Consider the following 23,170-nt stretch of genomic DNA (forward strand, 5'->3'; position numbering starts at 1 on the left):
TAACCTTAGTTAGTCACTGTGAACTCTTGCAAGATAACCCCCAATTAATTTGTATATCGATTTATACAGGCACACCGTTTGGTGTGCCTTTTTTGGTTGAGGCGACTAGCTAAATATTTCATCAGTAGAGCAACTGATAGCATCTATAAAACAAATTATGTTTAGGTATTTCCATTCGCCATGGTGATCACGCGTTTTAATGTCCACCTTAATAAAAGCGGAATGCATTCTTGTCCTTGATTCTCGCAATGAGAAACAATGGCGAGTGCAAGGTCGGGTTTTGCATGTTTCTTCAATACCTTGGCAACCACTTTCTTTGGAGGGATAGGGTGATCGTATGGAATCTTAACCATGTCACGGAAAAAGCTCTCAAACCCATTCATATATAGATAATGCTCTATATCTTTATCAGGCAGTTCGGTGAGTCGATGTCTTTCCTGATCATTACCGAGTTTCGATAACACTGTCGCGGCATATTTTTTACCCGCCGCATCGCCGTCAGTCACTACATGCCAATCAATGCCAAACTCTTGTGCAACCTTAATCAGCGCCTTAAGTCCTGATTGGGCGAACTCAATAATCTGCACACCTTCCGCTGCTAGGTTATAGCCACATTGGTTGGCAAGTTCATTGAACAACCAAACCTCGGTTTCACCTTCTACTAATAGCCAACAGCGAGCAAACAGCGCCCCTGAACGATGGAAACGGATATGAAAACCAATTCGTCGAAGTTCGTCTTTACTGAAGTGGTTCATGTTGAGTTGATTGGCGATGGTTTTATCTGACTGACGAACCAAGCGACGAATCGATTGAAGTGGGACCGCCGCAAGTAGGTCGCCACTGTTGGTGGTCAGGATTTTCTGCATGGGCAATTTCTGCATCAAGCTCCAAGCCCTTGCCAAGTGTGTTGGGTGTAATCGACCTTCTGGATCTTCAAGGATCAAAAGAGGGCGCGCACATCGCCTTAAGTCGTTTGGCCCTTTAGCTTGTAGATAAGCGTTAAGTAACCCCATGAATAATAACCGAGTTTGTTTGTTCTTGGTCTCTTCGACAAGTTGATGAATACTTTGATCATTGGCACCCGCAGAATAAAGCAATCCGTCTCGCTGTTTTCTAGGGTTACGACGAGAAGTACTTTTGAAAGAAAAATAGTGCTCAATCAGACTTTGCATCGACTCTAGGCTACTGCGCATTTCACCCTTATTAACATGTCCGGGTATCGCCATAAGGCGGCGGCAGGTGTTGTCTATTCGTTTTTCTATTCTTGCTTGTCGACCATTACCGTTATTGGCGCCGTTTCCATTTGTTGTGCCATTGCTCGTGTGATGGTTCCCGTTCCCGTTTGAATTTGCATTAGTTGCGTGAACATTAGTCGGCAGGTGAGCATTGTGGTTGAGTGAATTTCCGTTGAAAGGGCGATCAAAGTGCCTTGCGTCTCGTAAACGGATCACAGGATGTAAGGTCATTAATTCTTGAGCGAGCTTTTCTGAGTGATGGAGTTTGAGCGGATTACCGTCCAAACCAAGAAATGCATAGTGTGTTGTTGTCTCATACTGTTCTAACGTCGCGCTGATGCGATAGTAGATGCGAAATACGCCAAATTCATCTTGAACCCAAATAGGTTTGAGTTTGCGATAACGACCTGCGTTAAGTTCGCTCTTATCGTTAGCTTTTAAAGCGAGAACAATTTGAAGATGTTGAGACTGCGGGTGTGAAACAGAGTAATCGACATGAAAATCGGTCATTTCAAAGTGATATGGCACACCGTCTGAGGGCAGAATGACGGAAAGGGCATCCAATAATGAAGACTTACCCCAAGTATTTTCACCAATAAGCGTGGTTAGCTCGTCAAACGCGAGTGACATGCGCTTGATACCTCGAAAGCCAGAAATCTCGATTCTTTCTAGTTGCATAGGCTTACTCCTAACGGAAGGCTCTGCTAATTATTTGAAAGCTAACAGATATCTTTAATCATAATCGAAAAATCCAAATCCGGTATGCTCACCTGTCACAAAACCCGTTGTTTATTAATACGGTGCAAAATGAGATTTTTGATCTATCTCGAGTATTTTTTTGCAGTGCAGTTTCATAAAATTCACGATTCTGTCATGATTCTCGACCTAGTATGAAGGGACAAAGAGAGAAGAAAATATGACTAAAAAGAATAAGCCGACAAAAATAGTGTTGGCACACATCAACGACACCCACTCATACTTTGAACCAACCTCGTTACAGCTATCACTTAAAATGAACAACCACATCATTGAACCTTATGTCAGTGCTGGTGGCTTTGCTCGAATTTCAACACGCTTCAAACAAATAGAACAAGATGCCCAGCGTCAGAAGGTTGGAACCTTGTTCTTGCACGCTGGTGACTGCTTCCAAGGCACGTTGTACTTTTCCTTATTCAAGGGAAAAGCCAATGCCGATTTGTTGAATGCCCTTAATATAGATGCCATGACGCTCGGTAATCACGAGTTAGACATGGGTAATGAGCCCGTTGCGATTTTCGCGAAAAGAATCAAATTCCCGCTGTTGGCCGGTAACTGGAATCTATCGAATGAGGATATCAATAAAACTCATACGCTAGCGGACAACGACATTGTTAAGCCTTATCGGCCTGAAACACGAAGTGCTTCTTTTATAACGAAAGAGTTTGATGGCGAGAAGGTCGCAATATTCGGCTTAAGCATCGACAAGATGGCAGGCATCGCTAACCCAGATATCGATACACCGTTTGAAAATGCTTTGGAAACAGCAAAAGCGACCATTGAGCAAATCCATCAAGCAGGTATCAACAAGATTGTGTTACTTAGCCATCTTGGTTACGAAGCTGATTTAGAGTTAGCAGCCAACGTAACAGGTATTGGTGTCATCGTTGGTGGTCATAGTCATCGCTTACAAGGTGATTTCTCTGATATCGGCTTAGTTAAAGATGATGAATACGGTGTGAAAATTGGCGATACCTATGTTGTGCAAGCGGGTTTCCACGCCATGAGCTTAGGACACTGCGAAATCGAGTTCGATTCTCAAGGCAAAGTGACGCACTTCAATGGTAAAAACGAACTGTTATTAGGCCGTCGACTCTTTATAGACGCGAAACTGAGTGAAGTAGGGCAAGACGATGCCCACGATATGGCGTGTGAGTTTTTAAACAATCACCCTAATATTGCAGTGTGTAAGAAAGATCCTGAGCTGCAGAGCATTCTGACGGATAAATACCAGCCGCGAGTTCGAAGGCTTCAGCAACAAGTGATTGCTCATGCAGACACTAAACTTCGCCATGTACGTATTCCAGATGCTAAAGGCCCGAGTCAACTAGCCCCCTTGGTTGCTCAATCATTTCACCATCTAATGAACAAGAAAGGGCATCAGGTTGACTTTGCCATTCACAACGCCGGTGGTGTAAGACATTCACTGAACAGCGGCGATGTCTCTGTTGCCGATATTGCCGGAAAACTACTACCGTTTGCCGTACCTATTGGTGTGTATGAAGTAAAAGGTGAAACGATCGCTGGCATGCTTGAAGGTGCAATCAATAACGCGATTGATAATGGTGTCGTGGGCACAGGTTCAGGTAGCTTTCCTTATACACATAATTTGAGGTTTTGTTACCACAAAGAAGCGCCTATAGGACACAGGATTCACCATCTAGAAATTCACTCTGATGATTCAGGTTGGCAAGCTGTTTCTCGCAACCGTATTTACCGGGGCGCGTCGTCAGCCTATACAATGAAAGGCAAAGAGGGCTATAACGCTGTGTTGGATATGATCGGTGATGGCACGGTCACCACTGACTCTATGGCAGACTGCTTCATCGAGTTTCTGCAAGACCACCCAGAGTCGCTTCAACTCAATGAACCGTTGAATTGTATGGAGTGTTTTAGATAACTAAAGCTGATACTGATATTTAACACTATTACTTTGGGTTATTTATAAAATTGGCATTGTTTATGCTTTATCTCTGCAGGTCGCCTTCTTGTGGAGATATGCATGGATAAGAAAGATTGGTTAGATGCGGTAGCGGTTGTCGGTTGGGTATCAGTTTGGTCAGCGTTAGTGTATTTAATACCTGCCGCAGGGCTGTAAATTGCTCTTTTTGCAACTTCATTACGCAGTGCAATAGTGTGTTTGACTTGCGAATTTATTCTTAGAATCAATTCGCGTGTCTATTTGACAAAGTGGCATCAATCAGAAAGGAGCGTTTGCTCCTTTTTTGCTTTTTCCGTGCAAATTTATATAGACGAAACACAACCAGAGGATTATTATCCACGCGTTTGGGGAGTAGTTAGCGCAAGTTTACATATCGTCATCTCGTTAGGCCAAGAGTCTATCCGGTATGTAAAAGTGAAATCCCATATTTCACTTCAACGAGACCAACGCAATCACAGTCAAGATCCGTAATGGAGCTTGATATGCTTTGTTTGCGGAAGGTCTTTGTACAGTTCTTCCGCCCGGAGGAATAATGAACTCAACTCAATCTCTATTATCTACAAATAGTGAATCCTTTTTTTCATCGCCAATCATGACGACTTATGCGGGCTTTTTCCTGCTAACGGTTATTCTCGTCTCTATTGATATCTATCAGACTCGTGGCGGTAACGTTACTATCAAGAAAGCGGCAATCTGGAGTGTTTTCTGGTTTGTACTTGCGTTTTTGTTTGCTGGCTCGATTTACCTATTTTGGGACATTTATGCGCCGAACAGTGACTACACAGCGCAAAAAGCAACCGTGTCATTCATTACGGGTTACTTGTTAGAAAAATCCCTTAGCGTAGACAACTTGTTTGTTTTTGCGATGATCTTTGCTCAATACCAAGTTCCTGAGCATCTAAGACCTCGTGCGCTTCTTTGGGGCGTAATTGGTGCATTGGTGCTTCGTGCAATTATGATCGCACTAGGCGCACAGCTATTGGCGGAATATCACTGGGTGCTTTACGTGTTCGCTGCGTTCTTGATTGGTACAGGTATTAAGCTGGCATTAGACAAGGGCGAAGAGGAGAGTGTGAATACTCTGCCTGAAAAGCTACTTCGTAAAGTGATGCCGGTAACAGAGGACTTCCATGGCCCTGCATTAATGGTTAAACAGGGTGCTAAATGGGCATTCACTCCAATGATGTTGGTCATCGGTGCGATCGCAGTCATGGACGTGATGTTTGCATTAGACTCTATCCCTGCGATCTTTGCGGTAACACAAGAACCGTTCTTGGTACTTGCGGCTAACGTGTTTGCGTTACTTGGTCTTCGCTCGTTGTATTTTGTACTGCAAGGTATGATGGACAAGTTCATCTATTTGAAACCCGCGCTTTCATTCATCATGGTGTTCATTGGTGTGAAAATGCTTCTGGTTGATAGCGAGTGGGCTATCCCAACTTACTGGTCATTGGCGGTATTGGTTTCTACGATGACGATTGCGGTTATAGCGTCGGTTTATGCGAAGAAGCCAGGCATTGAACAAGTAAATTAAAAACAAATATAACTTATCGAAAAGTCGATAATGAACACGTGGCTGATGAAGTGGAAAATTTATTTATGTAAATTTTCTGTGACATTGGCCACTGTTGTTTGCGGGGTATTTGTACTAAATGCATGATTTAAACACTATATTGAATTTGTACTCACATAATCTGCATATCTATTTTGTGGCATTGTTAATGGTTTGTTTTATTAGAAAAACTAATCCCAAAATCTAATTTTAGTCATTTTTTAACCTGCAAAAGATCACCTATTATTCTTGTCATCAGAACGAAACACATTAATAAATTTATAGAGAGGCAATCATGGCTCAAGCAGTACAAATGAATACTATCGCTGTTCCTAACTCTATGGATAAGAAAACCTACTCGGTTAACTTCAAAGGATTGATTGCACACATTTTCGATATTCTTTTCGTAGACAACTCTCCACGTAGTTACTACGCAAGCGACCTATCTGGTCACATGCAACGCGATATCGGTATTAACCGTTAATCTCAGCGTTAACATGTAAATATAGAATTTTAAGAAAACGCCAGCCTCTAAAGCTGGCGTTTTTGTATCTGAAATAAACTCAATCTCTTCGTAAACTAAGCACCTGAAAGAAAAACCTAGGCATAACGGTCTGTATTTGAGCGCCATTCAATTCGCTTTGTACAAGGATCTCGGTATGTCACACGCCAAACGCAATTCATCATTGATTAAACTTTGTTTATTTGCCTTACCGATCGGCTTCTATTCCTCAGTGTCGCTTGCACAAACCTGGAGTAATGAAGGCCAGCCCGCACAGGTTATCGAGCTCTTCACCTCTGAAGGTTGTTCAAGTTGTCCACCTGCTGATCAGTACCTCAGTACTTTTGAAGACCATCCAAAACTTTGGACACAAGTTATTCCGCTTGCCTATCACGTCGATTATTGGGATTACTTAGGTTGGGGCGACAAGTTCGCGAGTAAGGCGTTTAGTCAGAAGCAACGCTTGTACAAAGCTTATGGAGTAACAAGTGGGGTTTACACACCCGGCTTTGTTGTCGATGGAAAAGAGTGGCGCGGTTACTTTAACTGGTTAGACAGAACGTTGCCTTCGCTCAAACAACAAAATAACCCCAAGCTAACGGTCAACTATAAAGGCGATACGTTCAGCGTAAGTTACGAAGGCAAAGGGGATTATGTTGCTCATATAGCTTTGCTGGCGATGAACGAAGTCACCAGCGTTAAGGCGGGCGAGAACAGGGGTAAGAAACTCGAACATGATTTTGTTGTGGTTTACGATGGTTATCAGCGTGGTGAGTCTGAATGGCAATTTAATATCAATTTTGAGCCACTTGTCGCTACACCAGACGCAGTCGCTGTTTGGTTAACCGAGCCGAATTCGTATGCACCGGAACAAACGGTAGCAGGTTGGCTGAACTAACTGCAACCCACGACAATTGTGTAGCTGGAATACTCTTAGACGAAGTTGGTACGGCGAGTATCGAGGTTCTCACATCGATAACTTCGCTTCTGACGGATATTAATCAGTGAAATAGAAGCGAAAGGGCGATTTAGTTACGTAATACTGCTGAAATACGTTAATATAGCGCGCTATTATTTTAGCTTTGAGTTCCTGCAATTAATGACTAACACCACTACACCAACCAACTTCTCTGATCTTGGCTTAATCTCTCCTTTGATGGCTCGTTTATCTGAGCTTGAATACCAACAGCCAACGCCTATCCAAGCGCAAGTTATTCCAAGTGTGTTAGCAGGACGCGATTTAATTGCAGGCGCAAATACCGGTTCAGGTAAAACCGCAGCATTTGCACTTCCACTGTTACAAAAGATTCATGAAGATGCCCCTCTGGACCGTCGTTCAGGCAAAGGTAACTTTGTTTCTGGCCTTATCTTGGTTCCTACTCGTGAACTTGCTAAGCAAGTGGCTGACAGCGTTAAATCTTACGCTGTGCATTTCAATGGCGCGATTAAAACGGTTTGTGTGTTTGGTGGTGTATCGGTAAACACTCAAATGCAGGCGCTACGTGGCGGCACTGATATCTTGGTGGCAACACCGGGTCGTCTGCTTGACCTTGTTTCAAGCAACGCTATCAAGTTAGACAAAGTGAAAACGTTAGTGCTTGATGAAGCTGACCGAATGCTAAGCCTAGGTTTTACCGAAGAACTTGATGCAATCTTGAAGCTCTTGCCGAGCAAAAAACAAACCTTGTTGTTCTCTGCAACTTTCCCAGAGCAAGTTAAAACGCTGACTCACGAACTTCTAAGCGATCCAATTGAAGTTCAACTTCAAAGTGCCAATGCGAGCACACTGGTTCAACGTGTATTCGAAGTAGAAAAAGGTCGCAAGACAGCGTTACTCGCACACCTAATTCAACAACATGAATGGCGCCAAGCTCTGATTTTCGTTAATGCGAAGAACAGCTGTGAGCACCTAGCAGACAAGCTTTACAAGCGCGGTATCATCGCAGAAGTATTCCACGGCGATAAAGGTCAAGGTTCACGTACTCGTATCCTAGAAGATTTCAAATCTGGCGAGATTGACGTTCTGATCGCGACAGACATCGCGGCACGTGGTCTGGATATTGAGAAGCTTCCAGTGGTAATCAACTTTGACTTACCGCGTAGCCCGTCAGACTACATGCACCGTATCGGCCGAAGTGGTCGTGCAGGTGAAGTTGGTCTTGCGTTATCTCTGATCGATCACGAAGATTACCACCACTTCAAAATCATCGAGAAGAAGAACAAGATTCGTCTTGAGCGTGAGCAAATTGAAGGCTTTGAAGTGGATGAAGAAGCGACAGCTGAACTGATCGCAGCACTAAAACCTGTTGCGCCACCGGCCGGTACTGGCAAGAAGAAAAAGAAGAAGAAAGCTCCAAAAAACCAAGATGTGTGGCTGAACAACAACTGATCTTGAGTCAGCAAGCCATATAAATCAATAAGTAATAGACATTCAAAGGTGCTTAATTGCGCCTTTTTTGTGTCTGTAGGGCTGGGATTTGAGTCGTTAATAAACGACTGTTGCGGTGTTAAACAACCCGATAATCCGTTCGAAGGATAGCGTCCTCCATAAGAGATTCAGCGATTTAACGCTTTGATCATAACCTGTTCGGGTTTTGAGCAATTGGGTAACCGCGTGAAGACCTCGATTAAACAATTAGTGCTGGCCACTTCATTTTTCCTGTTTACCCAACACTCTTCTAGTGCTGCTGAATTTGAGGTTAAAGGGGTTAATAAAACTCTCACCGAAAATGTAGAATTATATTTAGAACCTTTAGCCGATGTTCCTGCATCACAGCTATCGAAAACGAAGCTATCTAAACGTATTCAAGATGCACTCAACCCTTATGGTTATTATCACCCACAGCTCGATATCGACCTCAATGATTCTGATAACGTGATCATTAACATCGATTCTGGTCCTGTCATGCGCATCGCAGAATCGATAGTAAAAATAACAGGTGAAGCTAGCCTAGATGCGGAGTTCATCAATATACTCAATCAAAGCAAGTTAGGCTCAGGTTTAACTTTGTCTCACCAAGAATACGACCAAACTAAGCGTGCGATTTTCTCTTTAGCAAAGCGGAAAGGTTATTTTGACGGCAGGTTTATCGAGTCAAAGATTGAAGTTATTCCTAGCGAGAACATCGCGAATATACACTTGTATTTTGCAAGTGGTCCACGCTACAAGTTCGGTTCTATAAGTATTCCTGATGATGGGGTTGACCCTACTCGTATCGAGAAAATACCCACCTTTAAAAAAGGTGATGACTTTGACACCATCAAGTTAGGTGAACTGCAATCTGATTTGTCAGACACTCAATGGTTTCGAAGTGTCATCGTACATGGTGACTTTGACAAACTTGATGACAACCTAGAAGTTCCAATTGAAATCATTGCCGAGCCAAGTTCTCGAAATATCGTGCAGGTCGGTGGCGGCTATTCTACAGATCTCGGTTTACGCGCCTCTCTCAGTTGGTCAAAGCCTTGGTATAACCGGAGAGGCCACAGCTTTGAAACACAGACATATTTGTCTGAACAGGAGCAATCACTTCAGTTGGGGTACAAAATCCCCACAGAGAAAGTCACAACGGATTACTTTGGTATTCAGTTTGAATCGAAACGAATTGATCATCGAGACACCAATAGCTTTACAAACGATCTTAAGTTCGAACGTTACTGGCAATTAGACAGTGATTGGCAAAGCACCATTTATGTCAAATACTTGCACGAACAGTACCGTCAGGCGTCTGAGGAAGAGCAATCGCAATTACTGTTACCTGGCATCAGTTTTTCTCAGGTTGATCGTAAAAATGATCAGTTGGAGCTCAATCATCGACACATCTATTCTGTCGAGTATTCTGACCCTAGTCTGTTCTCTGACTCAAGGCTGTTGCGGTTGGAAGGAAACAGTGTCCTTTCATGGGATATTAGTGACAGGCAGAAGCTCCATTTCCGCTCCAACGTAGGCATCAACATTGCCAAATCATTATCTGATGTGCCGTCGTCACTGCGGTATTTTGCTGGTGGCGATGGAAACCTGCGAGGTTATGGTTACGAATCTATCTCCCCTAGAGACGAGAATGGTGAACTAACGGGGGCACGTTATATGTTAACTGCTGGGCTCGAATATCAGCATCAAGTCTATCGTTCAATTTGGTTGGGCGCATTTCTTGATGTGGGTGATGCATTTGATCAACAAGCGGATTGGAAGCGTGGGACGGGCGTGAGTTTGATTTGGAACTCACAGTTAATGCCAGTTAAGCTCGATTTTGCTTACGGCTTAGATGCGCCTGAAGGCGACGAATTTCGTATTCATTTTTCCTTTGGTACTCAATTCTGATTTTTGTACGCTGTTTATGCACTCGCGAGGATGCGAACCATCTAATAGGATTCAAGTAAATCGAAAGAGCGTAATAACCTTTGTGCTTTAGCAAACACAAAGGTAAAAACTATGAAAAAGCTACGATTCGGTGTATTTGGTAATATGGGCCCTGAAGCAGATGCTCTGTTCCAAGATATCGTCGCCAAGAAAGAAATTGAACACGGCGCACTTAAAGACTAAGACCACATGGCCATGATAGTGGTGAAAAACTCAGATATCCCCGATCGATCTGAAGTGATTAACGAAGGCGGTACCGATCCTGTGCCTGAACTGATTGAGTCAGCGTGCATTTTAGAACATGCCAATGTTCAGTTTGGCGTAATGACCTGTAACACCGCTCATTACTTTAGACCTGAGGTTCAAAAGCACACCAACGTTTATATCGTCGACATGCTTCAAACCACGGTTGATCAGATCAAAGAAGACAATCCGGAAGCAATTGTTGGTATTCTGTGTACCAATGGTACTTACAACTCGGGAATCTATGACCGTTACTTAACTGACGCCAATCTGGTGTTTGTTAAGCCAGATGCCTTTGAGCAAGAGCATAACGTGCATAGTGCTATCTATGGTGAAGTAACCGGTGAGATGACAGAGTGTGGACAAGCAATCCGAGAAACCAACGGGATCAAAGCGGGCGAGTTTGAGCGTAATGCCGCACTGCTTGCTGTAGCGATTCAATCCATCGTAGAGAAGGGCGTTGATACGGTTATTTGGGGATGCACGGAACTTCCTTTGGTTAGAAAGCAACTTGAAACGGCATTTCCAACAGTCACTTTTATTGATCCTATGGAAGCGGTAGCTGAGCGTGTCGTTGATATTTACCGTCTCGCTGAGCAATATGTGGAGCGTGGACATGTGGATTACAACATTAATGATGTTAATTCGATCTTCACAACGCTTGATATGGTGAACTACGTAGCCCAAAGAGCGATGACCTACCGTCTATAAGCTCAGATACGTGTATTTGAAACATGAGAAAGCCGCGAATTACGCGGCTTTTTTACATTTGGACTGGAGAAAATTAAAAATTAAGATTCGAAGCTGAACACTTAAAGCTCGAACTCGCCATTCATTTTTCGAAATAACCAATCAGGTACCTTGTTCCATGAACTGTAGTTCGGGTTCTTAGTATGGATTTGTTCCTCTGAAGCCCAGATGGTGTCACCTGATTGTTCTCGCGACACAGCCCAGAACAACTCCTCTTTCTGACGTGTTAAGTAGTGTGTCACTTGCTTCGCAAACTCTTCACTGTCAACCAACACCCCAAACTCAACGTTGAGAAAGTCTGATCTTGGATCGAAGTTAGAAGAGCCAATATAGGTGACACGCTCATCTAAAATTACTGTCTTGTTGTGGTAGTAGGTATCAACATGAAAGTAGTGATCATCATTGATCGCTTGGCTTTTGTACTCATAGATACTTACGCCCTTGTCGAGTAGAGTCTCACGGTGTTTTTCGTAATACGCAGGCACAAAGCCCGAATCATTAGAAGCCGATGAATTCGTCAGTAAGGTGACTTCGGCTTCGCTCTCTCTAAGTGCATCGACGAATACAAACTTGTTATCGCTTGGCACCATATAAGGCGTAGAAATAATAACCTTAGAAGGTGTCGGTACTTTTTGCTTCATCAAGTGTTCAATACGTTGGCGAAAGTAGGGCTTGTTGTCATTGAGTTTCTCCAGTGAGTCAAATACCGGCGTGACAGAGGCTGAAATGAACTTCGGTTGGTTTAAGCTCTTTATCTGCCTTTCGACTTCAGACGTGATCAATGCTTGATTCTTTTCACCTTTGTTCAACGCTTTGGTGAACGCTTGGTATTGCTCTTTCTCTTTGATTTTAATGCGTTCTTGAATTGGCACTACATGCTCACTGTTCCACAACGCTTGGTAGTTTCGGTCGAAAGCAGCAATCACGTCGCCTTTAAACAGCACATCCATATCAAAGAAGTTGGCACTTTCGCTGTAGCCAAAGTAGTCATCACCGATGTTGCGCCCACCGAGGATCATCGATTGGTGATCAACGTTAAAGTATTTCTCATGCAGTCGATTATCTAACTGTTTTTGATGAGTAGAGAAGTTGAGCGCACGACCAATCCAGCCAGCTTTACGTGACTCAAAAGGGTTGAACAGTCGAATCTCAATATTGGCGTGTGAGTCCAACTCCGCAAGCCATTTGTCATTGAATACCAACAAGTCATCCAGTGTGAGGCGCACGGCCACATCGCGGTCAGCGGCGTGTTTCAGCTCGTTTAACAGCATCAGACCCAGAGTGTCGTTTTCCCAAGAGAAGTAGGTCATATCTACGGAATGTTGGGCTTGGCGAACCAGATCAATGCGGCGAGCAAAGGCTTCAGGCGCACTAGGGATCAAATAGACTTGAGCTTGATGTTCTGTGCTTTGCCAGTTAGCTTCGAAGTCGGGTTCAACATCGGGGTAAGGTTGGGCGCAGCCAGTAACTAAGATCGACAAAAATAGCACCATCAGCGCGTGAACACGTGTGAAGTACATTGTGATGTTCCGTAAAAATAGGGTAGAGGTGACAATGGCCAGATAACTGGCCATTGTGTGAGTGATTGATGATTAAGCGTTAGTTCTGATTAGGAATTTCGTAATCAGGCATGTATTTTAAGGTAAGTTCAAGATCATTTAAGCCTTGAAGTCTGCCGTTAAGCATATTGCCATCTGCAGCTCCGTTGAATCGAGCGTCCCAATTGTCTTCAATGATGATTTGACCATCACCATCGACGAACATTACGTTATCTTGTTGCTGGCTGTACTCATAGTCTGTAAACAGATTGTCGCTGAACCATAGGCGAGACATGTCGTTCATCAGAGCTTGGTCTTTTGAACTTAGGCTCACTTCTGAACCGTCTAGTTTATACGGTTTGTTGAAAATAAACGGCAGTTCTGAACCACCACAAGCACCGGAGATACAAGCAAACGTTTTTAGCAGGTCACCGATATCTAAATCGCCATCTTCACCTTGAGTATTGTATGTCCAAACGTTGAAGCTAGGCTTGAACGCAAAATGGTACATTGAAACTGGCGCGTATACGTCTGCATTTTCAGTTGAACGAATCGCTTGGTTACGTGCTGGCGCTTGGAATAGCATGTCATTCATCAGCATTTTGAACTCAGTCATGTTCTGTGTTGCACCACCCAGTTCATTTTCCAACTCAGGCTTGTAGTCTGCAAGTTCCAGTAATTCGTTGTTCATGTCAGAGTTACCTAGGCCAAAAAATAGCTTGGTCACGGCTTCATATGCGGTGGATGGTAGTAAATTCAGCACATCACCGAGTTCAATCTGCGCTTGAACTTCTTCAGCAGACATTGCTGACACCATATCGATAATGCGTTGCTTATTGCCATCAAGTTGCAGCCATACCGCGATTTCTAAACCTCGATTGTTTTCACTTAGCGATTCAAAAGTACCGCTGTCTACATCTTCCTTTAATAGCTCCAAAATGGCCGGAATTAAGAATGTAAGACTAGGCAGCATAGCCATCGTGTCCGCATCTTTTTCATTGTTACCAATGACGGTTGGTACTGAAAGGTTATCCAGCGCAGGTTGTGAGACCAGATGATGACCTTTAGAAAATATTGATTTATATTCGACATAGGGTGCGAAAGGTAACAAGTTTGTCATTGGCGTATTATTGTCATGGCTTAGTAGTGGAATGTCGTTTTGTAACGTCAATACACTTTCGATAACCCAATCTAGTGTTTTGTTGATTGGATCGAGTAATACTTTATCTTGAGCTTCTAAAATCGAACTGAGAGGTAGTTGCTTTTGTAGTTCTATGTAGTTGTCTACACAAACGGTAGTATCCACCTGATCAGGCATCCCATCGACAATCGGCTCTAATACTTCTTTGAAGTCGTCAGAAAATTCCATCAAGATTTTGAGTGCTGATTTGAGTGTATTGCTGTCGCTTTCTATTTGTGAAACACCAGTCGCTTCACAAATAGAAGTACTATTTGTTTCTGCTGAATCATAACTTTGATATTCAAAACCATACGCATTACTTTGCATTATTGAACGTTTGAAGTAACCATTGTCACCGGCGATTGGCTCTTTACCATCGGTTTGTTGAAGTATGCCAACCGACATTGCTCCCGAACCTTGGCCCATCAAAGTGACGTTTTCAGCGTTACCACCAAACTGAGCGATATTCTCGTTAACCCACTGCATAGCACGCTTTTGGTCACCAATGCCAAAGTTGCCACCTTCTTTGAAGTCTCCACCGTCGACCCACTGTTTGCCCAACAAGCCTAAACGGTAGTTAAATGTCACGTAAATGAACGGGTTACCTTCATCCGCGCCTTGCGCTACAACCGTATCACCTTGGATGAGCGGCTCTGCACCAGAACCGTATTCGAAATCACCACCGTGAATGAATACATAAACCGGTAGGTCTGCATCAGCATCTACGCCTACTGGGCGCCAAATGTTCAGGTTCAAACAGTCTTCAGATTGTGTCTGTGAAACGGTCTTCAATTGAGGACATGCATCACCAAACGACGTTGCTTCAACAATGCCTTCTGAATTCATCAGCTCAGTTAAGTCGACAGGATTACTATGCTCAAAACGATCTGCGTCGGCAAATTTAATGCCTTTAAAAGACTCAACTGAAGCCAGTTTGTCGTCTTCGGTATTAGACGTAATCACCAGCTCTTCTTTAGACGCTGTGATCATCGCGTCGCCGATTTGAGTAGTAAACGTTTCAGCAGGGGCAGGTACGAGAGGTTCAGGTTTATCTGGCTTTGGAACCGTTGGTTCAACGTCTGTGTCACAGCCAGCAAGAGCGGCCGCAATAGCGAGTGCGATGAGAGAACGATATGCAATAGTCATAAAAAATGTGTCCACAATAGAATTCGGTAAAATAACGAACCGCGCATCGATACCGTCAAACCTGTAGATCCATAAGGTGATGGCTCCGTCTTTGGAGCATTTGACGTTGTGTTTCTTCGTGTGTTATCTACTGGATAACCAACGTTGGCGCGTTTTCATTTGTATGATGTCGACCTAATACAACGTAGGTTCACATCAGAAATTTGGTTAGATTTAGTCTAAAAGCGATAGCCAAGGTTCAATGTCACAGCCGAACGAGTTTCACCTTTGTTGTACAACACGGTCATGTTGTAATGCTTGCCAATCTGTTTGTTGACTCCGGTTAAAAATGCCCACTGGTTAATGTCGACACCAACGTCGTAATCAAACTCAATATCGTCTGTCTTTACAGTACCTTGCATACGTGAATCTAAACCTTGGTATTCAGCACCAACGAAGAATTGAGCGCGATAATCAACTAATTGGTAGCCCAACATTGGCTGAATCGTGACAATGCCGTCACCCCAATCATCCATCCCTTTCAGACGGGTTTGTGAATAGGTGCCGGTCACTGAGGCAAAGAACTCTTTGTAACCAACAGATAATGTTGTACCCGCACCGCGTAAGTCATATTCGAGATGGAGTGGTACATTTAAACGCCCACTGTTACACAGTGCTGATACGCCCTCGCACAGTTTGTCGCCTAGACCAGGTAATTTGTTATTGAGTTTATCTTGTAGATATTCTCCCGCAGCGCCGGTATAAGAGGCGTCAATATTCGCATCAACGTTTACCTTTCCTACGTACCCGAATACATTCCAGAATGGCAAGATATTTACGTCGCCGCGTATCGAAACACTTTCCGCTTTGACCGTCGCAACACTGTCTTCCGGGTCGAATAGGTCATTCAAGCGCACACCGCTAATGACGTAATCGGTCATAGGAAGGTTCATGTCTTGATTGCGATAAGCAACTGAAACACCGAATGGTAATGGCAAATCGATACCTTGACGACGCACCATGTCACCCATTAAAGGGAATACTCGATCTAACTTAACACTCGCTTCTTGCATACGAGGATCTGAAACTTCTTTTAGACGCTCTTCATGCAGGACATTAACGCCGTTGTCGTCTTCATAAATTGCGACGGGTTCAGTTACAGCGCTCATGGTCATCGGTTTCGTTTTAGACGTACCCTCGATGTTAGTTGTCTTACGTTCAATAACGACTTTACCAGAGTCTAACGTTTGGAAATCAATCACTTGGTAATAGGTATCGACTTTTGACTTACCAAGATTAAATGGCTTGTCGTTGGTGATTACCATGCGTTTTGGTGTGCCGCCTACAAGTTCAATATCAACATTCAAGAAACGGAAATAGGCGATGTCTTGTGGTAAGCCGTATTTCGAATAGTTGAAGCTAATGGTCACGTCGCCGTTGTCTTTTTCATTGACTTTCACTGACGATGGATCGAAGCTTTCTGCATAATTTCTTAGTCGATACTCAGTGCGCGTAAACTCTTCAATTTCATCGATCAGTTTTTCGTTTTCATCCAGCTCTTGCGGGTTGTATTTGACGCGCAGGTCGATGTTGCCTTTGCTGTCTGTGTTTTTTATCAGATAGACGCTTGAGTCACGAACCTCATCGCCAATTTGTATGGTTCGATGTGCGTGTTCAACTAGGTGTTCGCCCTGTACGAGCGAACTGATTGCTAGCTTTGGTAAATCATGACTGATGCCATATTTGTCAAATAGTGCTCGACCTTTTTCCATAACTTCGCTGTAAGTCTTGGTTTCTGCCGCAGACGCAAAATTGGGGGTGGTAAGTAATAGGGCGCTCGCTAACACAGAAAGAGTATGGGTCTTACAAGCGCTGGTGCGTATTTCAAAAAAACTCATGACGGTTTCCACGCTGAGTGGCCTCAAACCTTCGAGACTCAAACAGTCGATGTAATACTGAACGTCGTGTTCAGTTGTTATGTATTTATCCGTTAGGATTGCTAGTGTGAATGTCGCGACTAAAAATGCATTGCGTCAATCAATGAGAGGATTTTAAGAGGAGGTGGCAGATCGCGTTAATCGCTTTTGATGGACGCTATCCTCACTTAGTAATAATTAGCGTTAATCAATTGATTTATAATGATTTTCAATAGATAAAAAAACGGCCTGTGAAGTAAAAATACTTGGCAGACCGTTTTGTTGTGAGTTGTTAAGCGCATTTAGTTCTAAGCAGTTACCCTCACTCTAAATAGATCAGTAAACAACTTCGCTATCATCAGAATAATCAAAATGTTTACGAGCATCAAAAGTGGCGTTTCAATTCCATAAACAGGTGTGAGGTTGAGCGCACCAGATGTGAGAACAACTAATAAGTTAATACCCAATATTCGGTGTACCATGAGCTTAGGTGTCGCGAACACTTTCCATATCACCATAATGTTAAGGAAGTAGAATAGTCCCAGCTCCCATAGTTCTGTCATTAATGGCATCACAAAGATGTATTGCAACAGAACCACCGACCCTGTACCCAACACACCATAAAAAGCGTCCTTAATAACGCTTGGTGGCATGGTCGGCACCATAGAAGAGAATACACCGGCTAACATAGGAAATATGAAACCACCTGGAACTGGAAGATAAATCCAAACCAACAGCGATGTGATAAACATCGACACGCCTTGCAGTACTTTGCGCCCATCTTCATTCAAATGTTCAACAAACGTGCGATGTGCATGATGCCAAGACACGTCTTTATGATCACCTATGACATTGAGTTCACCCTCAACAAGAGATTGTTCTGGTGTTAATACATCGAACGTCTTCAAGTTGTGAGTAAGAACTGCCCATTGGATATCTAAGTCTGATTCGCTGTTACTTTGTTTGAGTAATGTATCTTGGATATGTGCCATTTCATCGATACGCAAGCGCCATGTTTGGATGTTCTCTTTAAGGTGGTAGCTTCCGGTCAGTGGCAGATCTAAAAGTTGATACAGCTTATCAATATTCGCGGTGTTGCTTTCAAGTGCGGCAATGTCGATGTTGTCTGTTTTTTCCATCGCATCTAACAACGCTTGTTTACTGGTTTCGAAACGTTGTACAAAGTTGAGTTCAGTATTCACAGGCCACACGATGCGATACACAATAGAGAACACAACAACACCTAATAGTGTTTCTTGAAGTCTAAGTACAGCAAAGTGAAAGGTGGTTTGGTTATCAAACCCGCCCAGACAAGCAACAATCGAACACACGGTAAATCCTATTGAAAAGATGTAGCCGTATTTCTCGTCACTAGACATGAAAATACAAGTGCCTAAGAACACGGTAAGAAATGTTAGAAACAAAAATCGATCTTGTGAAAACATCGCAATGAGGAAAAAGGCATAACCGGTCCCTAACAAGGTTCCCATTAACCGGTTATGGCCTTTGTTTATTGAATGGGCGAAGCTCTCGTTCAATGCCATCACTGCGACGGCTATCGCAGCCCAATACGGTTTTTCCCAACCAAACCACAACGCTAGGCAGATTGCGATAACGATAGAGAGTGCGACTTTAATCGCGTCTTTAGTCGATGCAGTGAACATAAGAATCACCTAGCTATTTTTGATTATTTTGATCGAGGCAGTCATACCAACACGCAGTTGTACGTCTTCTGGTATTTTGTCTAACTTCACTTTGATAGGGATGCGTTGAGCTAGGCGTATCCATTGGAAGTTTGGGTTCACGTTTGGCAATAAATCATTACCTGTGCTGCCGTCTTGCTTCGCGATACCAAAACCAATACTTTTGATATGTCCTTCTAGCTGAACATTGTTGTGCATCATTAAGGTCACATAAGCAGTGTCCTGAGCATCGACACCGACTAAATCAGTCTCTTTGAAATAACCTTCAATCCAGAAGCTATCTTCATCAATTAGCGCAACCACAGGTGAATTCGCGACAACTTGAGAGCCAACACGTAGGTTCAGATTGGTGATATAGCCGTTAGTAGGCGCATATACCTTGGTGTACTCAAGGTTGAGATGTGCTTCTTCTACGTTCGCTTTTGCCAGTTCGACATTTGCGGCGCTGGTTTCTACCGCGTTGTTCAAGTTGTTTAGTGTCAGCACGGGCACGGCACCGGGCGTTCTTTTCTCTAAATTCAACGCGCGTTGCTCTTCGTTTTTGGCTTTGGCGAGTAGGGCAAATGCTTGTTTTTGAGTCGCAAGTGCTTTTCTGTAGGTCGCCTTGTAAATACTCGGATCGATCTCAAAAAGAAGATCGCCTTTTTTTACCTTCGAGTTGTCTTCGACATGCACTTCAATGACTTGACCCGTGACTCGAGGTGTAATCGAGACGATATAAGCGCTGACTTGTCCGTCTCTGGTCCATGGGTTACTTGAGTACGACTGGTAATAGCTATAAACCACAGTTCCCGCAGCAGCCAATAATAAAAGTGTGATGAGATAACGTTTGATCACAGTAAGTGCCTCAAAAAATGGTAATAAAATGGCCGATAGCGCCAGTAAAAATCACGATCAAGCTCAGTTCTGCTATTGCAGGAAAGGCGACGTACTTATGAAGGCCAAACCGTGTCGCGATTGACCCTGTTAGCATTGTCAGTATGTAAGCCAGTGCGATAACCAATAACAGCGGTGGGAAGTAGACTTCATCCCACACAAGCTCATGCGGCATGGTATTCATGGTTCTGTTCTCTATTTGTTTGATGAATGCAACGATAACGGAGTTCGATTTATTGTGATAATCGCTTATAGAGGATCGTACCCATCAAAATCCAACTTTATTCGGTGATTATGCCAACTGCCTCTTTGTTGAGAGCCGTAAGCCAGTAAAACAAGGGTAGGTAGGTTGTCGTTCTTGAAGTGGAAACACTTAATTGAAATTGATTTCGAAAATCATCTACTTTTGCCGGTTTAAGATAAATCTATTTAAACCAATCACTTAAGGTGTAAATTGCACTTCAAAAACTATGCGAACAGTTAAAGTGATGATTTGATCCATCAAATGGGATTACATAATAAAACCTTTTGTTCTTAATATTCGGTTCGAAGCAACGAGATGCTTTATTTATTTTGAATAATCCAACAAATATCATTATTAAGTTATTCGTTAGATTATTTACTCCTTATGTTTAGTAACAAGAGTAAATTTGTCATGGACATTATTTCTAATCTGTTTGACATGGCACCATTTGTCGCACTATTTATTACACTCTCATTGGGTTATATGGTTGGTAAAATTACTATCGGCCGATTTGTTTTAGGCGGTGTGGCCGGAACATTATTAATGGGCGTAATTATTGGGCAATTTGGTGTTCAGATTGATCCCGGCGTAAAAAGTATTTTCTTTGCGCTCTTTATTTATGCTGTGGGTTATCAAGGCGGCGCACAATTCTTTAAAGCGCTTAACTTTAGAACCATCAACATTCTGTTGTCTGCGGTTGTTATGACGGTTTCAGGCTTATTGTGTGTACTTGCCGCTGCGTGGTTGTTTGACTTAGATAGAGGTACTGCTGCGGGCCTAGCTGCCGGTGGTTTAACTCAGTCTGCGATCATTGGTACTGCAGGCGATGCGATCGCCCGTTTGGGTGGTGTGTCTGAAGAAGCCAAACATCTGATGCAAACTAACGTTGCTGTTGGTTACGCTGTAACTTACATCTTCGGTTCTCTAGGTCCAATCCTAATGGTGACATGGGTATTCCCAACACTAATGAAATGGGATATCCGCGCTGAAGCAATCAAAATGGCAGAAGCGAACTCAGATGGTAATGCAGAGCTTGGTGCTGGTGAATTCAATGCGATGACAAAACTTGAGACTCGCGCTTTTGAAATCAAAGCAGAGAGCAAAGTGAATGGTTTGACACTAGCCCAAATCAATCAAGATTCAATAGACGCATGCATCGAAGTTATCGAGCGTGATGGCAAAGCGATTGAAGCAGACAAATTTACTAAGCTTCAACAAGGCGATGTTCTGGTTATCACAGGTACTCGTAAAGCCATTAGTCAGTTGAAAGGTGACTCTGTTGGCTCTGAAGTTGTGCTTCCAGAAGAGTACGAAGTCATTGAAGAGAACCGTCAGCTTATCGCAGACAACAAACAACTGATTGGCCGTACACTAGGTCAAATCAAATCAGAAGCGAACAAAGGCACTTACCGTGGTGTTTATGTGACTGACTACCTTCGCGAAGGTGTATCAATCCCAGTTCACGCTGACCTTGTTGTTAAGAAAAATGATGTTATTCAATTAACTGGCTCACCAAGCGATATTAATCGTGTTCAAGGTACAATCGGTAAGCCAATGAACTCAGCAACAATGACTGACTTCATTGTACTAGGCATGGGTATGGTATTGGGTCTTTTGATTGGCCTAATCAACTTCAAAATTGCAGGTATTCCGGTCACTATCGGCTCTGGTGCAGGCTGTCTAGTGTCAGGTCTGATTGTTGGTTGGTTACGCAGCCGTAACCCACATGTGGCGCAATTCCCAGAATCAGCAGCAAGCTTTATTCGCGACTTCGGTCTAGCAGCATTCGTGGGTATCGTTGGTCTTGAGGCTGGCCCTCAAGCGGTAGACACCATCAAAGAACACGGTATGAGCCTACTATTCTTGGGTGTTGCGGTAACCATCATTCCACAGATTATTTCGTTCTTCTTCTCTTACTTTGTTTTGAAGATAAAGAATCCGGTAGAAGCTTTAGGTTGTGTAACCGGTGGTCGAAGTGCAAACCCAGCGTTCGCTGCATTGATGGAAAAAACAGGCAACGCAACGCCAGTATTCTCTTTTACTGTGACTTACGCCGTAGCCAACGTGTTACTGACTCTATGGGGCCCAATTATCGTCGGCATTATTACCGTTAATGCGGGTATGTAATTAAAACCTACAACTCATTATAGATTTAAAAAATCATCAACTTATTAACAGACCTACCCAATCAAAAATAGGGTAGGCCTGAATAATCACGCTTAAGTAAAACACTTTATTTAATTACAAGTGTTTAATATTAAATTATTAGGTAAATATTATGACTACTCAAACTCCAACTATCGATTTTTCAAAATTCGCTGACCTAAGCCCATTCGAGCTAAAAGACAAACTGATTGAAGTGGCGCAAGCTGTGCCAGATCGTGCACTTCTTGATGCAGGTCGTGGTAACCCTAACTTCCTAGCAACGCTACCTCGTAAAGCCTTCATCCGTCTTGGTGAGTTTGCGGTAGCAGAAGCAGAGCGTAACTACGCTTACCTCGGTGGTGATTTCGGTGGTATCCCTGATGGCGTCGGCATCGTTGAGCGTTTCGACACGTTCGCAAGCCAATATGCAACAGACAAAGGCGTTGATTTCCTACGTCGTGCACTAAGCTACGCAAAAGACCGTCTAGGCATCGAAAAACAAGCGTTCCTAAACGAGCTAGTACTGGCTTACCTTGCGTGTAACTACCCAGTGCCACCACGTATGCTAGTGAACATCGAGAAAGTGGTTAAACAATACATCGCAGAAGAGATGTACGGCCCAATGCCAATGACGACTAACTTTGACCTGTTCGCAACAGAAGGCGGCACTGCGTCAATGACGTACACGTTCGCAACCATGTTCAACAATGGTCTATTGAAAAAAGGTGACAAAGTTGCGCTAATCACGCCAATCTTTACCCCTTACCTAGAAATCCCAGAGCTAGCAGAATATGAGCTGGAAATCGTAGAGCTACGCCTTGATGAGACCACTTGGCAGCTNNTTGATGGAAAAAACAGGCAATGCAACTCCAGTATTCTCATTCACAGTGACTTACGCAGTAGCCAACGTGCTATTGACCCTTTGGGGACCAATCATCGTCGGCATTATCTCCGTCAACGCTGGTATGTAATTCAGACTATAACGTCAGTCTAAGACGTCAATCCAATTAAAACACTAAGCGATTCCCTGGCCAAACATAGGGAAGGGGATCGACTTGCTAAAATTTATGAAAGTAAGGTATCTATTATGACTACTCAAACTC

Annotated in this window: 15 protein-coding genes and 1 pseudogene; 9 read left to right on the forward strand and 7 right to left on the reverse strand. The window is 43.3% G+C overall.

Features of this window, described 5'->3' with window-relative positions; all coding sequences use genetic code 11:
• Positions 1 to 161: 161 nt before the first annotated feature.
• Positions 162 to 1,913: an ATP-dependent endonuclease gene (locus tag AB4558_RS21200; RefSeq protein WP_372072911.1), complete on the reverse strand. Its 1,752-nt coding sequence runs from the start codon at positions 1,911 to 1,913 to the stop codon at positions 162 to 164.
• A gap of 238 nt (positions 1,914 to 2,151) precedes the next feature.
• Between AB4558_RS21200 and AB4558_RS21205 the strand changes: the two genes are divergently transcribed.
• From AB4558_RS21205 to AB4558_RS21235, 7 genes are all read left to right on the forward strand, one after another.
• The gene (locus AB4558_RS21205) at positions 2,152 to 3,891 is read left to right on the forward strand and encodes a bifunctional UDP-sugar hydrolase/5'-nucleotidase (RefSeq protein ID WP_372072913.1); all 1,740 of its coding nucleotides are present in this window, start codon (positions 2,152 to 2,154) and stop codon (positions 3,889 to 3,891) included.
• A 574-nt stretch (positions 3,892 to 4,465) separates the two neighbouring features.
• A complete protein-coding gene (locus tag AB4558_RS21210; RefSeq protein ID WP_017059813.1) occupies positions 4,466 to 5,467 on the forward strand; it encodes a TerC/Alx family metal homeostasis membrane protein in 1,002 nt (333 codons plus the stop codon).
• A gap of 313 nt (positions 5,468 to 5,780) precedes the next feature.
• Entirely contained in the window at positions 5,781 to 5,969 is a 189-nt protein-coding gene (locus AB4558_RS21215; RefSeq protein WP_017059812.1) for a hypothetical protein, read from the forward strand.
• A gap of 175 nt (positions 5,970 to 6,144) precedes the next feature.
• Positions 6,145 to 6,885 (forward strand): DUF1223 domain-containing protein, encoded by a 741-nt coding sequence (locus tag AB4558_RS21220; RefSeq protein WP_017059811.1) that lies wholly within the window; start codon positions 6,145 to 6,147, stop codon positions 6,883 to 6,885.
• A gap of 201 nt (positions 6,886 to 7,086) precedes the next feature.
• A complete protein-coding gene (locus AB4558_RS21225; protein ID WP_372072915.1) occupies positions 7,087 to 8,376 on the forward strand; it encodes a DEAD/DEAH box helicase in 1,290 nt (429 codons plus the stop codon).
• Between the two features lie 213 nt (positions 8,377 to 8,589).
• Positions 8,590 to 10,308 carry an autotransporter assembly complex family protein gene (locus tag AB4558_RS21230; RefSeq protein ID WP_029235239.1) on the forward strand — a complete coding sequence of 573 codons (1,719 nt, stop codon included), beginning with the start codon at positions 8,590 to 8,592 and terminating at the stop codon, positions 10,306 to 10,308.
• A 228-nt stretch (positions 10,309 to 10,536) separates the two neighbouring features.
• Complete coding sequence (locus AB4558_RS21235) at positions 10,537 to 11,301, forward strand: aspartate/glutamate racemase family protein (RefSeq protein ID WP_372159085.1); 765 nt, start codon at positions 10,537 to 10,539, stop codon at positions 11,299 to 11,301.
• A 101-nt stretch (positions 11,302 to 11,402) separates the two neighbouring features.
• Here AB4558_RS21235 and AB4558_RS21240 read toward each other — a convergent pair whose 3' ends face one another.
• The 6 genes from AB4558_RS21240 to AB4558_RS21265 form a co-directional block, all read right to left on the reverse strand.
• Positions 11,403 to 12,860 (reverse strand): phospholipase D family protein, encoded by a 1,458-nt coding sequence (locus AB4558_RS21240; RefSeq protein WP_372072919.1) that lies wholly within the window; start codon positions 12,858 to 12,860, stop codon positions 11,403 to 11,405.
• Between the two features lie 79 nt (positions 12,861 to 12,939).
• A complete protein-coding gene (locus tag AB4558_RS21245) occupies positions 12,940 to 15,204 on the reverse strand; it encodes a carboxylesterase family protein (protein WP_372072921.1) in 2,265 nt (754 codons plus the stop codon).
• Between the two features lie 218 nt (positions 15,205 to 15,422).
• Positions 15,423 to 17,081 (reverse strand): hypothetical protein, encoded by a 1,659-nt coding sequence (locus tag AB4558_RS21250; protein ID WP_372072923.1) that lies wholly within the window; start codon positions 17,079 to 17,081, stop codon positions 15,423 to 15,425.
• A 326-nt stretch (positions 17,082 to 17,407) separates the two neighbouring features.
• Complete coding sequence (locus AB4558_RS21255; protein WP_102397843.1) at positions 17,408 to 18,763, reverse strand: FUSC family protein; 1,356 nt, start codon at positions 18,761 to 18,763, stop codon at positions 17,408 to 17,410.
• 9 nt (positions 18,764 to 18,772) lie between these two features.
• Positions 18,773 to 19,639: an HlyD family secretion protein gene (locus AB4558_RS21260; protein WP_017059803.1), complete on the reverse strand. Its 867-nt coding sequence runs from the start codon at positions 19,637 to 19,639 to the stop codon at positions 18,773 to 18,775.
• A 10-nt stretch (positions 19,640 to 19,649) separates the two neighbouring features.
• On the reverse strand, positions 19,650 to 19,862 hold the full coding sequence (locus AB4558_RS21265; RefSeq protein ID WP_017059802.1) for a DUF1656 domain-containing protein: 213 nt from the start codon (positions 19,860 to 19,862) through the stop codon (positions 19,650 to 19,652).
• Positions 19,863 to 20,333: 471 nt separating this feature from the next.
• Between AB4558_RS21265 and aspT the strand changes: the two genes are divergently transcribed.
• Both aspT and AB4558_RS21275 read left to right on the forward strand, forming a co-directional pair.
• Positions 20,334 to 22,049: an aspartate-alanine antiporter gene (gene aspT, locus AB4558_RS21270; protein WP_372159086.1), complete on the forward strand. Its 1,716-nt coding sequence runs from the start codon at positions 20,334 to 20,336 to the stop codon at positions 22,047 to 22,049.
• Positions 22,050 to 22,200: 151 nt separating this feature from the next.
• Positions 22,201 to 22,905 (forward strand): annotated as a pseudogene (locus AB4558_RS21275) (bifunctional aspartate transaminase/aspartate 4-decarboxylase); the annotation flags it as partial.
• Between the last annotated feature and the right edge of the window lie 265 nt (positions 22,906 to 23,170).

Source organism: Vibrio sp. 10N.222.51.C5 (assembly GCF_041474575.1).
Taxonomy (GTDB): domain Bacteria; phylum Pseudomonadota; class Gammaproteobacteria; order Enterobacterales; family Vibrionaceae; genus Vibrio; species Vibrio crassostreae_C.

Excerpts from the sequence above, each read along its gene's own strand:
- AB4558_RS21225 (WP_372072915.1), top strand. The coding sequence starts at position 7,087 with ATGACTAACACCACTACACCAACCAACTTCTCTGATCTTGGCTTAATC.
- AB4558_RS21245 (WP_372072921.1), bottom strand. The coding sequence starts at position 15,204 with ATGACTATTGCATATCGTTCTCTCATCGCACTCGCTATTGCGGCCGCT.
- AB4558_RS21250 (WP_372072923.1), bottom strand. The coding sequence starts at position 17,081 with ATGAGTTTTTTTGAAATACGCACCAGCGCTTGTAAGACCCATACTCTT.
- AB4558_RS21210 (WP_017059813.1), top strand. The coding sequence starts at position 4,466 with ATGAACTCAACTCAATCTCTATTATCTACAAATAGTGAATCCTTTTTT.
- AB4558_RS21220 (WP_017059811.1), top strand. The coding sequence starts at position 6,145 with ATGTCACACGCCAAACGCAATTCATCATTGATTAAACTTTGTTTATTT.
- AB4558_RS21255 (WP_102397843.1), bottom strand. The coding sequence starts at position 18,763 with ATGTTCACTGCATCGACTAAAGACGCGATTAAAGTCGCACTCTCTATC.
- AB4558_RS21265 (WP_017059802.1), bottom strand. The coding sequence starts at position 19,862 with ATGAATACCATGCCGCATGAGCTTGTGTGGGATGAAGTCTACTTCCCA.
- AB4558_RS21240 (WP_372072919.1), bottom strand. The coding sequence starts at position 12,860 with ATGTACTTCACACGTGTTCACGCGCTGATGGTGCTATTTTTGTCGATC.
- AB4558_RS21235 (WP_372159085.1), top strand. The coding sequence starts at position 10,537 with ATGGCCATGATAGTGGTGAAAAACTCAGATATCCCCGATCGATCTGAA.
- AB4558_RS21205 (WP_372072913.1), top strand. The coding sequence starts at position 2,152 with ATGACTAAAAAGAATAAGCCGACAAAAATAGTGTTGGCACACATCAAC.
- AB4558_RS21200 (WP_372072911.1), bottom strand. The coding sequence starts at position 1,913 with ATGCAACTAGAAAGAATCGAGATTTCTGGCTTTCGAGGTATCAAGCGC.
- AB4558_RS21215 (WP_017059812.1), top strand. The coding sequence starts at position 5,781 with ATGGCTCAAGCAGTACAAATGAATACTATCGCTGTTCCTAACTCTATG.
- aspT (WP_372159086.1), top strand. The coding sequence starts at position 20,334 with ATGGACATTATTTCTAATCTGTTTGACATGGCACCATTTGTCGCACTA.